General features: G+C 62.3%; 12 protein-coding genes. 3 read left to right on the top strand and 9 right to left on the bottom strand.

Annotated elements, in window-relative coordinates:
- Positions 1 to 42 precede the first annotated feature (42 nt).
- From VZC39_RS14325 to befA, 9 genes are all read right to left on the bottom strand, one after another.
- Positions 43 to 2,034, bottom strand: a complete 1,992-nt coding sequence (locus VZC39_RS14325; RefSeq protein ID WP_434663439.1) for a flagellar hook-length control protein FliK — start codon at positions 2,032 to 2,034, stop codon at positions 43 to 45.
- 90 nt (positions 2,035 to 2,124) lie between these two features.
- Entirely contained in the window at positions 2,125 to 2,565 is a 441-nt protein-coding gene (fliJ, locus tag VZC39_RS14330; protein WP_434663442.1) for a flagellar export protein FliJ, read from the bottom strand.
- 26 nt (positions 2,566 to 2,591) lie between these two features.
- Complete coding sequence (fliI, locus tag VZC39_RS14335) at positions 2,592 to 3,923, bottom strand: flagellar protein export ATPase FliI (protein ID WP_434663445.1); 1,332 nt, start codon at positions 3,921 to 3,923, stop codon at positions 2,592 to 2,594.
- 106 nt (positions 3,924 to 4,029) lie between these two features.
- Positions 4,030 to 4,833, bottom strand: coding sequence for a flagellar assembly protein FliH (gene fliH, locus VZC39_RS14340; protein WP_349918864.1), 804 nt, complete (start codon positions 4,831 to 4,833; stop codon positions 4,030 to 4,032).
- Positions 4,834 to 4,902: 69 nt separating this feature from the next.
- A complete protein-coding gene (gene fliG / locus VZC39_RS14345) occupies positions 4,903 to 5,964 on the bottom strand; it encodes a flagellar motor switch protein FliG (protein WP_349918865.1) in 1,062 nt (353 codons plus the stop codon).
- The gene (fliF, locus tag VZC39_RS14350) at positions 5,957 to 7,663 is read right to left on the bottom strand and encodes a flagellar basal-body MS-ring/collar protein FliF (protein ID WP_349918867.1); all 1,707 of its coding nucleotides are present in this window, start codon (positions 7,661 to 7,663) and stop codon (positions 5,957 to 5,959) included. Before fliF ends, fliG begins: the two co-directional genes overlap by 8 nt.
- A 54-nt stretch (positions 7,664 to 7,717) precedes the next feature.
- On the bottom strand, positions 7,718 to 8,035 hold the full coding sequence (gene fliE / locus VZC39_RS14355; protein ID WP_349918868.1) for a flagellar hook-basal body complex protein FliE: 318 nt from the start codon (positions 8,033 to 8,035) through the stop codon (positions 7,718 to 7,720).
- Between the two features lie 128 nt (positions 8,036 to 8,163).
- Positions 8,164 to 8,550 (bottom strand): hypothetical protein, encoded by a 387-nt coding sequence (locus VZC39_RS14360; RefSeq protein WP_434663451.1) that lies wholly within the window; start codon positions 8,548 to 8,550, stop codon positions 8,164 to 8,166.
- A gap of 146 nt (positions 8,551 to 8,696) precedes the next feature.
- Positions 8,697 to 9,473 (bottom strand): beta cell expansion factor BefA, encoded by a 777-nt coding sequence (befA, locus tag VZC39_RS14365; protein ID WP_349918871.1) that lies wholly within the window; start codon positions 9,471 to 9,473, stop codon positions 8,697 to 8,699.
- A 357-nt stretch (positions 9,474 to 9,830) separates the two neighbouring features.
- Here befA and rimO point away from each other — a divergent pair, with 357 nt between their 5' ends.
- The 3 genes from rimO (at position 9,831) to VZC39_RS14380 (ending at position 14,521) form a co-directional block, all read left to right on the top strand.
- On the top strand, positions 9,831 to 11,159 hold the full coding sequence (gene rimO / locus VZC39_RS14370) for a 30S ribosomal protein S12 methylthiotransferase RimO (RefSeq protein WP_349918873.1): 1,329 nt from the start codon (positions 9,831 to 9,833) through the stop codon (positions 11,157 to 11,159).
- Between the two features lie 579 nt (positions 11,160 to 11,738).
- Positions 11,739 to 13,421, top strand: a complete 1,683-nt coding sequence (locus tag VZC39_RS14375) for an ABC transporter substrate-binding protein (protein ID WP_349918876.1) — start codon at positions 11,739 to 11,741, stop codon at positions 13,419 to 13,421.
- Positions 13,422 to 13,537: 116 nt separating this feature from the next.
- Positions 13,538 to 14,521, top strand: coding sequence for an ABC transporter permease (locus VZC39_RS14380; protein ID WP_349918878.1), 984 nt, complete (start codon positions 13,538 to 13,540; stop codon positions 14,519 to 14,521).
- The last annotated feature ends 1 nt before the right edge of the window (position 14,522 follow it).

Consider the following 14,522-nt stretch of genomic DNA (forward strand, 5'->3'; position numbering starts at 1 on the left):
GTCTCAAACTTGTTCGGTATCATAAACTTACTTAAGAATGCATCAAGCATAGAAATCAATTCCGGCATCGTTTGCCGATTCCACCAGCAGGCTGAGAGTATGGGCCGTACCCTCGCTCTCTCCCTGACCGCGGCCACCGGCGCCACCGTTCCCCTGCCGGCCCTCGCCCCCGGAGCTCGCCTGCCCCTGGGATTGCTGCTGCGCCAGCTGGGAGTGCTGCTGTGCTTGTTGTTGCGACTGAGGCTGTTGTTGCACCTGGGTCTGCCCAAGCTGGATCCCCTGCCCCGCCAGCATGTCCCGCAGGCGCGGCATGGCCTGCTCCAGCATCTCCCGGGTCTGGCCATGCTGGACCACGAAGTTGACGCTGGCCTGACTGTCCGCCCCCATCTGGATCTGGATCTTCATCTTGCCAAGCCCCAGGGGATCGAGCTGGATCTCCGCCTGCTGCAGCTTGTCCGTCAACATCAGATTCACTTTCTGGTGCAACTGAGTCGGGGTTTCTGGCGTCGCCAGCTTGAGGTGCGGCAGGTTCTGGGCATCCCGTCTGGCGCCGGTTTCGGCAACGGATTTTTGCTCGCCATTCCCCTGGGCGGCCAGCTGCTGGGTGGTGGCACCCGCCTCGGCCTGCTGGGCGGGCTTGGCCTCCAGCCCCGCACTCTTGCCGACCTCGTCCAGGGACCCCTTCAATTCGGTTTTTCTGAGCTCGCTATTGGCCTTGACCACCACGGTCGGGGCACTCTCCATCTGCTGGATGCCGGCGGACAGGGCCGCCAGTGAGGCTTGTGGCCCCTGGGATTCGTGACGAGCCAACACCTGCTGCGGCGCCGCCAGCGCCGGAGTCTGGGGATCGCTCACCTGAGCCGTCCCGGCAGGAGTCACCACTGGAGTCTGACTGCTCACGGCCCCCTCGGCCTTGGCGACGGAAGCCTGGGCAGTGCCGCTCTCTTGCGCCCTGCCCCCTGCGCGGGCCTGACCTGATGCATCATCGGTGTTGACCGTCACGCCACCTGCGCCCTGTGCGCTGGCATCCGCCCCCCTTGGTGAGCGCCCGTCAGCCTTGCCCTCGGCACTGGCTGCGGGCTGATCGGCAGAGACCATAGTGGCACTGGCCACCCCTTCTCCAAAGACCCTGGCCACACCGGCCTGCTTGTCATTGGCGGTCTGCGCGGCGGACAGGTTTTCCCTGTTCGCGCCATCGGTCTCTCCCGTCACCACCTTGGCCAGCTGGGCTGCTCGCTCGGGGCCAGAGAGGGGTTGGGATTCCGGCTTGGATCCACCCTCTTTGGCAGCTATACCCTTGTCGGCCACAGGCCTCTCTGATGCGTTCAGGTCTGCGCCAGTCTCGCGGCTGTCAACCCCGTCCTCCACCGGGGATGCAGCCTGTTTGCCCGGCAGGGCGGCATCGGCGCCGGCCACGCGGCCCAGGGCATCCGGGGACGCCGCGCCATGTGCCGCACTTTTTTCCGCCGCACTGTTCGCGGCATCACCCGTCCCCTTGCCGGATGGCGCCAAGGCCGCTGCTAGCTCCGTGCGCTGGGCCAGGTCGTTTTGGGGCAAAGTCCCTTGCTGCCCGGCACCGGCCACGGCGTCCTTGCCAGGGACTCCGGCGATGGAGGGCGACTCGGGCGGCAAGTCATTGCCGTCCGGATGGGCGGCAGGGAGCGGAGCCTGGGGAGGGGTCGCCACCTGCGCCACCAGGGTGGTGTCCTGGCGCAGCGAGGCTTGCAGCTGCTGCAGGAAATCGTCGGGGGGAAGCTCGGCCTCGTCGGCCTTCTCTACTTGATGAGGTGCATTCTGGCTCGTCTCGCTCGCCGCCAAAGATTTGGCATCCAGCGGAGACTTGAGTGCGCCATCCCCCTGACGGGCGGGATCCTGTTGCCCGAGCTGGCGGGCCATGGCATCGGCGAAGAGGGCCTTGCCCTCTCCCGGCAGTGGCAGATCCCCCTCGCCACCCAGCGCAGGCAACGCCGGGGTGGCGGCACCATCGACCGACTTGGCCTGGGCAGAGGCTGTAATCAACTGGGTCTGTATCATGCTGGGATCCCTGACGACAATCCGGTGATGACCGCGCGGCCTGGGGCTGGGGCGGTCGATGAATCGAGTGATTGACCGAAGAGAAGCAAATTACAGGCCAGAGTGGTGATAGCGTCGCTGGATGGCGTAATCATCCAGCATCTTCTGCTCCTGGCGCTGGGCCTTCAGGCGCAATTTGTCTGCCTGCTTCTCCAGCAACAGCTCGACGGCCTTGCGCCGCTGCTGCGCTTCCAGCCACTGGGTGCGGCACTGGGCCAACGCCTCGCGCACCTGCAGCACCCCCTCGTATTGCTGGGTCGCCGCATTCTCCAGCTTGTTGATGAAGGCGTGATACTGGCTGTTCTGTTGGGGGCTGATCCCCTGCAGGCCGCGATCCGTCCACTGCTGGTGATAGATCTGGCGGTACTGGTTCAACGCATTCTGCTGATCCATGAACAGCTTCAGGTCCTGCTGGGCCTTGGCCAGCGCCATGGCCGCCTGATTTTCGGCCTCCACCAATCGGGTCGCCAACAGCTCCAATCCTTTACTCATCACGGCACTCCAGCGGGGTTATCGGCTCAACGCATCAATGGCATGGCGACCATGTGCAGGGATTGCAGGCCTTCGTCATAGGGAATGACCTCGCGCATCTTCTGTTGCAAGAACTGATCCAGATAGGGTTTCTGGATGATGGCCCGGTCGATGCGGGGATCCGAGCCCTGGCTGTAGGCGCCGATGGTGATGAGATCCCGGTTCTGCTGATAGAGGGAGTAAAACTGCTTGAAGGTGCGCGCCAGCTCCATGTGCTCCGGCGAGGTGACCATGGGCATGACCCGGCTGATGGACTTCTCGATGTCGATGGCCGGGTAGTGGCCCGCATCCGCCAGCTCCCGCGCCAGCACGATGTGACCGTCGAGAATGGCCCGCGCCGCGTCGGCGATGGGATCCTGCAGATCGTCCCCCTCCGTCAGCACGGTGAAGAAGGCCGTGATGGAGCCCTGGCCGTCGCTGCCGTTGCCGGCCCGCTCCACCAGCGCCGGCAATTTGGCAAACACCGAAGGCGGGTAGCCCTTGGTGGCGGGCGGTTCCCCCACCGCCAGGGCGATTTCCCGCTGGGCCTGGGCGTAGCGGGTGAGGGAGTCCATCAAGAGCAGCACGTTGAGCCCCTGATCCCGGAAATACTCGGCGATGGCCAGCGCCGTCTCGCACCCCTTGAGACGCATCAGCGGCGAGGCGTCGGCAGGCGCCGCCACCACCACGGCCCGCTCGCGCCCCTCGGCCCCGAGGATCTCCTCGATGAACTCTTTGACCTCCCGGCCCCGCTCACCGATGAGCCCCACCACCACCACGTCCGCCACCGAGCCGCGGGTCATCATGCCGAGCAGCACGGATTTACCGACGCCGGAGCCGGCGAACAGCCCCATCCGCTGGCCCTGGCCCACGGTGAGCACGGCGTTGATGGCACGCACCCCCACGTCCATCGGCTGATGGATGGGGCGACGGGCGAGCGGATTGATGCGGTGCTGGGCAAACTGCACCGTCTGGGAGGCGAGGATGGGACCGAGCCCGTCCAGGGGCTGACCGATGCCGTCGATGACCCGGCCGAGCAGGTTCATCCCCACCGGAATGCCGTGCTCCTCGGTGATGGGCACTACCCGGGCTCCGGGGATGACCCCCTTGAGCTGCTCGCTCGGCATCAGGAACAGGCGATCCCCGGAGAAGCCCACCACCTCGGCCTCCAGCGCCCCCTCCTGGGTATCGATGCGGCACAGGGCGCCGATGGCGGCGCGACAACCGATGGCCTCCAGGGTCAGCCCCACCACCCGGGTCAGCTTGCCTGCCACCGGCGGCGTGGGGCCGCTCTCGCGCACGCGGTAAGCGTGCAGCCGATTGAGCAAGGACGCGGTCATGAGGCCTCCGAAGGGGTGAAAAGTGCGGGCCGGGGCGAACAGGGCGCCATCCCGGCCCTGATGTTGAATACGGCGGCGCCAGAGGGTGCAGGGCGATGCAGCACCATCAGTCCGCGTTGTCCCGCAGGAAGCTGCGCAGCAGTTGTTCGATGCGCCCCGCCAGGGTCAGATCGATGCTGGAGAGCTCGGTGGCGAGCTGCAGATCCCCCGGGGAGAAGGTGGGTTCGGCCTGCAACCGCCAGTGGCGTCTGGCGCACTCCTCGGCGCCGAAGGCCTCCTCGACCCGGGCTAGATCATCAGGATGCAGCATCAGGGTGACCCCGTGCTCGGCGGCCGGCAGCAGGGAGAGCCCCTGTTTGAGCGCCTCCAGCAGCAGCCGAGGCGAGGTTTGCGCCTCATGGCGGATGAGGGCGCGGGCGAGCTGCTGCACCAGGCTGATGAGCTGCTGCTCCACCGCGGCGTCCAGTTCGCTCAGGGGGTTGGCGAGGCGATCGGCAAGCCCCTGCCAGTGGGCAATCTGTTGCTCCACCTGTTCGCGGCCCATGGCGAGCCCCTCTTCCCTGCCCTGCTCCAGACCCGCCTGATGGCCCTGTTGCAAGCCTTCCAGCTTGCCCTCCTCCAATCCCTTGGCAAAGCCCGCTTCACGCCCCTCGCTCATCCCCTCTTCCCAGGCGGCCTGGCGAATGGCTTCCAGCTCCTCGGCGGTGATGCTGGGAGCGGGCTCCTCCTCCGGCTCGGGATCAGGGGTTTCGACCTCCTGCTCCTGCCGGTACCAGTCCGGGCTGAGCCCCAGAGCATTGCTCTGGATCTCGGACTCGACTTCCATCTCGGGCCAGCCCCAGGCCTGCGCCGGCAACTCGTCCGGCTCGGGCCGGACGTAACCGCGCAGCTTGTTATTCTTGCTGTTCATGCTCTAGTAGCACTCCTCACCAGAAACGGGTGGCATGACAATACAACACCATGGTGAAAGGCCAACATGTTAGAGGAACTCTTCGCCACCACCGGCCCCCAGCATGATCTCGCCCGCATCCGCCAGACGGCGTGCGATGGAGAGGATCTCCTTCTGGGCGGCCTCCACTTCGGAGACCCGGATCGGCCCCATGGCCTCCAGATCGTCCGCCAGCATCTCGGCGGCCCGCTTGGACATGTTCTTGAACACCTTCTCCCGCATCTGATCGTCCGAGCCCTTGAGGGCCCGTTGCAGCAGATCCCCCGGAACTTCCCGCAGCAGGGTCTGGATGCCGCGATCGTCCACGTCGATGAGGTTCTCGAACACGAACATCAGATCCTGGATCTGCTGGCTCATCTCCTCGTCCGAGTCGCGAATGGAGTCCATCAGCTGGCCTTCGATGTTGGTGTCGAGGTAGTTCATGATGTTGGCGGCAGCCTTGAGGCCACCCATCTTGGCGGCCTGAGCCCCGGCCGCACCCGCGAACTGCTTCTCCATGATGTCGTTGAGCTCTTGCAGCGCCGCCGGTTGCACCTCTTCCAGGTTGGCGATACGCATTACCAGATCCAGGCGTACCTGCTCCGGGAACTGGCTCAGGATCTCCGCCGACTGCTCCGGCTCCAGATAAGAAAGCACTATGGTCTGGATCTGCGGGTGTTCGTTCTGGATGATGCTGGCCACCTGGCGCGCGTCCATCCACTTGAGAGAGTCGAGGCCGCGGGCCCCTGATCCCAGGATGATCTGATCCACCAGGTTGCTGGCCTTGTCCTCCCCGAGCGCCGCCACCAGGGCTTTGCGCACGAAGTCTTCGCTGCCGATACCGATATTGGTGTATTTCTGGATGTCGTCGATAAATTGACGATGCACCGCCGCCACCCGATCGTGACTGAAGTCCGACATGGAGGCCATGGACATGCCGAGGCGCTGTACCTGCTTGGGTTCGAGGTGACGGAAGATCTGGGCGGCGTCCTCTTCGTTGAGGCTCAGCATCAGCACGGCCGCCATCTCCATCCCGCTCATCTGATCCAGAAGCAGGCGCTGGCTGTCGGTAATCTCGTTACCGGTGATTTGGTTCTTGTTCTCTTCAGGCATCTCGGTTCGTTACCCATTCTTTAATGACCTGAGCGGCCAGATCCGGTTCATTCGCCACCAGCGCACGCACCGCCTTGAGCAAGTCTTCATCCTTGTGCAGATCCGGCAGTTTCAGGTGACCATCGCGCACCCCGAAGATGGGCTCGGCTTCCGCCTGGGCCGCCAGCAGGCTGAGCTCGTCATCCCCGCCCAGCACTATGCTGTTGTCCAGATCCAGCTCCCCTTCCGGTCTCGCATCCGGGTAGAGCAGGCGTTTGAGCATGGGCCGCACCACGGTGACGATGAGCACTATGATGACCAGCACGGAGGCGGCAATGCGCACCGCGCGCCAGAACCAGGGCTGCTCGTAGAGCGGGATGTCCGCCACGGCCTCGAGTTCGGGACGGTTGAACGGGATGGCGACCACTTCCAGGGTATCCCCCCGGGTCACGTCAAAGCCGAGGCCGCCGCTCAGCAACCGACGCAGGGTGTCGAGCTCGGCCTGGGTGCGGGGCTCGCGGGTGATGGCGCCCTCGGCGCCAGGCGTCGCCTTGTAATCCACCGCCACCGACACCGTCATGCGGCGAATGCCGCCCTGCTGGCGCCGGATATGGCTGATGGTGCTGTCCAGTTCGAAGTTGCGGGTCGCCTCCTTGCGGGAGCGGCCGCTGGCCGCATTGCCACCCTCGGCGGCCGTGGCTTCCTGGGGAATACTGGAGGCGGCAGGGGGTTGGTTGGAGAGCGCGCCGGGCACGCCGCCGTTGCTGCCACCCGAGCTGTTCTCTTCCACCGTCATTTCGGAGCGCACGGCGGGCAAATCCGGATTGAAGGTCTTGCGGGTCTGCTCCTGCTGGGAGAAGTCGAGGGAGAGATCCACCTCGGCGGTGTAGTTGTCCGCCCCGAGCACCGGGATCAGGATGGCGTCAATTTTTTGTTTGTACTCCAGCTCCTGTTTCTGCTGCATCGCAAACTCTTTGCGAGTCTGGGCGGAGAGAGGATCCTGGGAGCCGGAGTTGAGCAGGCGGCCGTTCTGGTCGGTGACCGTGACCCGGGTCGGCTCCAGGCCGTGGACGGCGGAGGCCACCATGTCGACGATGGAGTCCACTTCCCCCTGGCCGAGGGCGCTGCCCCGCAGGCTCAGCACCACGGTGGCACTCGGCTTGCGTTCGTTACGGGCGAACACGTTGTCCTTGGGGATGGCCAGCAGCACCTGGGCCTTGGCCACGTTCTGGAACTGCTCGATGGCGCTCGCCAGCTGGCGCTCGCGGCTGAGCTTGAGACGCTCTCCCTCCATGCGCTGGCTGACGCCGAAGCTGGAGTCCTTGAGCAGGATGGACTCGCCGTCATTGCTCACGTCGCTGCTGCTGGCAAGGCCGGCGCGGGTAAGGCGCAGACGGATATCGGCATAGTTTTCGGCGCTGACCAGCACGCTCTTGCCGTCCACCTGATAGGGGATCTTCTGCTGATCGAGGTAGTCGAGGGTGGAGACCAGCTCCTGGGTATTGAAGGTGCCGAGGGGACGCATCTCCGGCTCCTTGCCCCACAGCAGGATGAAGACGGCGATGGCCAGACAGATGGTCAGCCCCAGGATCAGGGTGATCTGGCGCAGCACATCCGTGTTGGAGAGAAAGCCCAGCGCCGAGCTCTTCTGCTCCTGCTCGTCCAGGGTCGCCGCCCCTTCGTTGTTCATCAGCAGATCGCCGTTTTGATCGTTAGCCACGGTTTATGTCCTTGTTGCTGACATGTTCATGATGCTCAGTCGCCATGGATGTGCTTATACCGGCATGTTCATGATGGTCTTGTAGGCATCGACCATCTTGTTGCGCACCTGGACGGTCGCCTCGAAGGCGATGGAGGATTTCTGGCCGGCGATCATCACCTCGGAGAGATCCACCGACTTGTCGCCCAGATCGAAGCGGGTGCGCAGATCGTTGGCACTGCCCTGCAGCTCGTTGACATTGTCGAGAGCCAGCTTGAGCATCTGACCGAAATCCGAGCTGACCGGGCGACCAGGCTGGGCCAGCGGGGTGGCTCCCGCTTCGACCTTGAGTGCCTGCATCTCTTGCATCAGGCTGCTTGCACTTATTTCCATCTTTCATCCCCAGACAAATCATTGACGCTGACAGGCATAAAGCAATAAGGGTGCCAACCAGAGCGAATAGAGAAGATCAGAAGTGAAAGAGGGGCGTGATCAGGCCGGTGCCACCGGCCGTCACGGATTCAGATCGCGGGCCAGGGCTGTTTGCCCAGCAGCAACCGCAGGTAACTCAGGTGCAGATCGTAGTGTTCGTCGGCGGGCAGCTTGGCCAGCACCTCATCACGCAGGTAGTGCGCCTTGACGCTTGCCTGCTCAGGGGTCACCAAGCCCACGGCCACCAGCTTGGCGATGATGGAGTGGGAGAGGGCCAGGCAGGCCTCATCGGCCTCTCCCCAACCAAACTGGCCCGCATAGGCTTCTGTCGGCAAGACTGGTTCCAGCGGTGCCACCAGATCCCCCCAGACCCAGAACGCCGTGGGGATCCCTTCCTGCAACCGCAGATAGATGCTCTGTTTTTCCCACTCCCGGCTCTGGGCCGCCATCACATCTTGCCCGGGCTCATGCGCCATATCCCTCTCCTTGTCCCACGACTCTCAATCCGCGCCCATGAAAAAGAGGGCCGAAGGCCCTCTTTTTACTGCAAGTCTCGTCAATTAAACAGACTGTATTTCAATCTGATAGAAGAAAAAGAACTTGTCGGACCGAGAGGGATGTGTCACTTGTTCAAATCATCGTCAAGCCAGTACTTGGAGCCGGAAATATTGGCATCCAGCAGCAGCCCTTTCTCGCCAATCTGGTAGATGGCCATGCCACCGTTGTACTTGGCGGTCAGCTCGGCACTCTCCTTGCCCGCCACGGCCCCCACCTCGGAGGTGGCTTCCCAGCCCTTGTTGACGAAGGCATCGAAGTGGGTCTGGTCTTCAAACAGGATCACCTGCTGATAGAACTTGCCGCCGAGCCCGGCCGCGAGGCCCGCCCCGAACATCTTCATATAGGTGTGCTTGCCGTTTTTGCGATTGACCGCAACCCCCGACCCCTGGTTGGTATGGATCATCAGGGAGAACTTGCGCGAATCGAACACCGCGTAGCCATAGGCCTGGTCAAACAGCAGCTTGGCGGAGGGCTGATCGTTGAACAGCCGCACCAGGGCGGTGTCGGCCATGGTATCAAGGGCCGTGCGCGCCTCTTCCGGGGTCTTGGGCTCCAACATGGTGTCGAGCTTCTTGTCCGCCGCATCCAGCCACTCCTTGCCGGTGGCCGCACTCTCTTCGGTCCAGGCACCGGCCTTGTTATAGGCATCGGCTCCCCAGGTAGAGACGGACTCCCAGGTCTCCTTGGAGAAATCGGTGATCCCCTTCCATGCTTCTTTGCTGGTGTCGCTCACCGCGGTGCCGAGATCGGAGGCGGCCTCTTTCAGCTTGGCCCAGTCGGCATGGCTGGGAGTGGATGCCAGCAACAGGGCGGCGGCAATCAGCCAGGGTTTGCTCTTCATGGTCTGCTCCTTCTTCTGCTCGTCAGCGGATCACTACCCTATCAGATTTAATCGTACGCCAATAACAGTCCCGTTCACGACTATGCCTTGCGACTCAACCACCTGCGTCACTCTTTCGCCCATATCGCCGGGTGAGCAAGGCGTTTCCTGCCGCACTCTGCTTGAGGAAGCGAGGCTGCCGTGGTCGGACGATAACTGTCACCCGCAGAGGCGCCCATCCCCCTCGCCCTTGCCGATGCAAAGGGGATGAACCCGTAAATATTGTTCGGCCAGCCCCCCCCGGTTGTATAGTTTTTGGTTAGCCATTCCGGTAAAATCCGCGCCCTTATAATAGAGCCACCTAAGAGTGATTGAGCGATGTCCAACACAAAACAGGCCCCCAAAGTAGGATTCGTCTCCTTGGGTTGCCCCAAAAACCTGGTCGATTCCGAACGCATCCTGACCCAGCTGCGTACCGAAGGGTACGATGTGGTGCCCAGCTATGACGATGCGGAGCTGGTGGTGGTCAACACCTGCGGCTTCATCGACAGCGCAGTACAAGAGTCGCTGGAAGCCATCGGTGAGGCCCTGTCCGAAAACGGCAAGGTGATCGTCACCGGCTGTCTTGGCGCCAAAGAGAACCAGATCCGCGAGATCCACCCCAAGGTGCTCGAAATCACCGGCCCCCACGCCTATGAAGAGGTGCTGGGCCACGTCCACAAGTACGTGGAAAAGCCCACCCACAACCCCTTTACCAGCCTGGTACCGGCCCATGGGGTCAAGCTGACCCCCCGTCACTACGCCTACCTGAAGATTTCCGAAGGCTGCAACCACCGCTGCACCTTCTGCATCATCCCCTCCATGCGCGGGGATCTGGTGAGCCGCCCCATCGGCGAGGTGCTGGCCGAGGCCAAGCGCCTGAAAGAGGCGGGCGTGAAGGAGATCCTGGTGATCTCCCAGGACACCTCCGCCTATGGCGTGGACGTCAAGCACCGTACCGGCTTCTACGACGGCATGCCGGTCAAGACCAGCATGGTGGCCCTGTGCGAAGAACTCGCCAAACTCGGCATGTGGGTACGCCTGCATTATGTCTACCCGTATCCGCACGTGGATGACGTCATCCCGCTGATGCGCGACGGCAAGGTGCTGCCCTATCTCGATATCCCGCTGCAACACGCCAGCCCGCGCATCCTCAAGCTGATGAAGCGTCCCGGCACCGTCGAGCGCACCCTGGAGCGCATCCAGAAGTGGCGCGAGATCTGCCCCGAGATCACCCTGCGCTCCACCTTCATCGTCGGCTTCCCCGGCGAGACCGAAGAAGAGTTCCAGATGCTGCTGGACTTCATCGACAAGGCGGAACTGGATCGGGTCGGTTGCTTCAAATACAGCCCGGTCGAGGGTGCCAAGGCCAACGAGCTGCCGGATCCGGTGCCGGCCGAGGTGCAGGAAGAGCGCTTCCAGCGCTTCATGGAGCTGCAACAGCAGGTCTCCATCCGCAAGCTGGCCCGCAAGGTGGGTCAGGAGATGACCATTCTCATCGACGAAGTGGACGAAGAGGGCGCCACCGGCCGCTCCGCCGCCGATGCCCCCGAGATCGACGGCCTGGTCTACCTGAACGGCGAGACCGGCCTCAAGCCCGGCGACATGGTCAAAGTACGCATCGACGAGGCGGACGAATACGACCTCTGGGCCAGTCTGGTGAACTAAACCCGCCGCTTAGCCCGAAAGCCAGTCAGCCCTGCTGACTGGCTTTTTTATTGCCCGCCGTCAGCCAGCCACCATACGCCCATCGAAATCGTACCGGCCCTCCTTCATCCATTTCGGCACACCACGCTGTTGCGGCTCTCCAGATCTCTGCCTGCGGAAAAGAAAACGCTTTCATTTCTCTTCGTGACCCAGCGCACAAACCCGGGCCGCTTTCCCGACCGCTTGCTTCATGCTCAAAAAAAGACAGATGGCGAACGTAAAAACCAGCACGATCCAGTTCACATAATCACTTTTCACCGACGTCAAAGGGTGACTTGATGCTCTGTGATAATTAACATAAAAGTCTAATAATAAAGGATTTAAAATAGACTTTGACGAGATTGACGAGCGTCATTGGGTTTTTACGATATCGACGAAATGAAGAGTTGTTGTTTTCCTGTTAACTCTGCTTTTCTAAGGGCGTTGGACGACACAACTACAAGGGTGCAAAACCTGACCAACAGAGAGGGCCGGTGTCCAAGCATGCGATGTCGGTGCTCCATTCCAAAACCATGGAAGACCAATAAGAAAGGAAAAAATATGCTTGCCAAAGTATCCAAAATCGCTACCTCAGTCATGCTGGGGACCCTGCTCGCCGGTATGACCGGCACTGCCATGGCCGCCGAGAACAAGACGGTGCTGACCCTGGTTGCCCAGCAGGAAACCGCATGGGTGAAAAACTTCAACCCCTTCCTGCAGGCAGGTCTGCTGCACACCACCCGTCACTTCATCTATGAGCCGCTGGTGATCTTCAACGATATGCAGGGTGGCAAACCCGTCTATCGTCTGGCGACCCACTACGCCTTCAGCGATGACCTGAAGTCCGTCACCTTCGATCTGCGCGAAGGGGTCAAGTGGTCCGATGGTGAAGCCTTCACCGCCGACGACATCCTCTTCTCCTTCAACCTGGTCAAGGCCAACAAGGCGCTGGACGAGCGCTCCATCTGGACTCAGATCAAGGGTGTCGAGAAGCTGGGGGATCACAAGGTCAAGTTCGACCTGGCCGAGGTGAACACCAACGTGGTGAACGACCTGGTGCTGGTGCCCATCGTGCCCGAGCACCAGTGGAAGTCCGTCAAGGATCCGGTTGCCTTCACCAACGACAAGCCGGTCGGTACCGGTCCCTTCACCGAAGTGGACAACTTCTCCGCCCAGCTCTATACCCAGTGCCGCAACCCACACTACTGGGATAACGCCAGCCTCTCCATCGACTGCCTGCGCATGCCGCAGATGGCCACCAACGACCAGGTACTGGCCGCCGTGATGAAGGGTGACGTGGACTGGTTCGGCTCCTTCGTGCCGGATATCGAGCGTCTCTACGTCGGCAACGATCCGAAGAACAACAAGTACTGGTTCCCCGCCTCCGGCACAGTGGCGTTCAACGTCAACTTCCAGAGCAAGAACCCGGGCAACCACGAAGCCTTCAACGACATCAACTTCCGCCGCGCCTTCTCCATGGCCATGGACCGCCAGTCCATGGTGGACATCGCGGGCTACGGCTACCCGACCGTCAACGAGTATCCGTCCGGTCTTGGCAAGGCATTCGCCTCATGGGACAACCCGGAAGTCGAGAAGAAATACGGCAAATACAACAAGTTCGACCTGGAAGGCGCCAAGGCGCTGCTGAAACAGGCGGGCTACAAGGATTGTGACGGCGACAAGTTCTTGGACACCCCGAGCTGCAAGAAGATCGAGTTCAAGGTACTGGTACCGAACGGCTGGACCGACTGGGTCAACACCGTCCAGATCGGGGTCGAAGGCCTGCAGGCCCTGGGTCTGAACGCCAAGACCTCCACCCCGGAAGCCACCGTCTGGACCGAGAACCTGATCACCGGTGACTTCGACGTCGCCCTGCAGGGTTACTTCGCCGGTGCCAACCCGCACAAGTACTTCGAGACCGCCTTCCACTCCCGCAACATGGGTGAACGTGGCAACCGCTTCGCGGCGCCCCGTTACAAGGATCCGGCGCTCGACAAACTGATCGATGACTTCACTCAGACCGCCGACGCGGCCAAGCAGAAAGAGATCATGTTTGCCATCCAGGAGCGTGTCGGGGCCAACCAGACCATCATCCCGGTGTTCAACAACCCGACCTGGTACGAGTACAGCACCAAGCGCTTCAATGGCTGGTTCAGTGCCGACAACCCGGTCGCCAAGCCGCAGGTTCACCCGGATACCCCGGAGCGTCTGCTGCACGTGTTGTCACTCAAGCCAAACAGCTAATCACCTCGGCCCCCTGCGGGGGGCCTTCTTCCCCGCCCTCACTTCATCCCCCGGATCTCACGGGGTTGGGGTAGCTTTGCCCGGCGCGGGGCAGGCTTGCAGTAAAAGGTATCACCATGGGATTTATACTCAGACGTTTCTCCTTCTATCTGGTCGCTTTTCTGGTGGCCGCCACCATCAACTTCCTGTTACCCAGAGCCATGCCAGGGGATCCCGTCTCCGTCATGTTCGCCCGGGCCGGCGCCATGATGGAGCCCGCCGCCCTGGAAGCCCTCAAAGCCACCTTCGGCTTCGTTGACGGTCCTATCGGCACCCAATTCCTCACCTATGTGAAGAGCGTCTTCACCTGGGATCTCGGCACTTCGGTGCGTTACTACCCGCAGCCGGTCGCCGACGTGCTCGGCCGCGCCATCGGCTGGACCCTGTTCCTGGTGGGCACCTCCACCATCCTGAGCTTCTCCATCGGCTCCATCGTCGGCATCTTCGCCGCCTGGTACCGGGGGGGGCGCATGGACAGCATCCTCTCCCCGCTCACCCTGGTGATGCAGGCCATCCCGCCGGTGGTGGTCTCCCTGCTCGCCCTCTTCCTGTTCGGGGTAAGCCTCAACTGGCTTCCGATTGGCTACGCCTACAGCCCGGAGATCAAGGCCGATTTCGGCTGGGAACACATCAAGAGCATCATGCTGCACGCCATCATGCCGGTGGGCACCCTGGCCATGGTGCAGGTGGGGGGCTTCCTCATCACCATGCGCAACAACATGATCAACCTGCTGGGTGAGGACTACATCACCATGGCCAAGGCCAAGGGGCTCTCCAGCAACCGGGTGATCTTCAACTACGGCGCCCGCAATGCCGTGCTGCCGAGCGTCACCGCCCTCTCCATGGCGCTGGGTTTCGTCATCGGCGGCTCCCTCATCACCGAAGTCATCTTCAACTACCCGGGCCTGGGCCTGACCCTGTATCAGGGCATCCTCGCCCGTGACTACCCGCTCATTCAGGGCCAACTGCTCATCATGACCATCACCATGCTCAGCTTCAACTTCCTGGCGGACGTGCTCTATGTCTTCCTGGATCCCCGTCTGCGTACAGGAGGCAAATAAG

Origin of the sequence: Aeromonas sp. NJAU223 (assembly GCF_051125555.1) — a bacterium.
Classification (GTDB): Bacteria; Pseudomonadota; Gammaproteobacteria; order Enterobacterales; family Aeromonadaceae; genus Aeromonas; species Aeromonas veronii_G.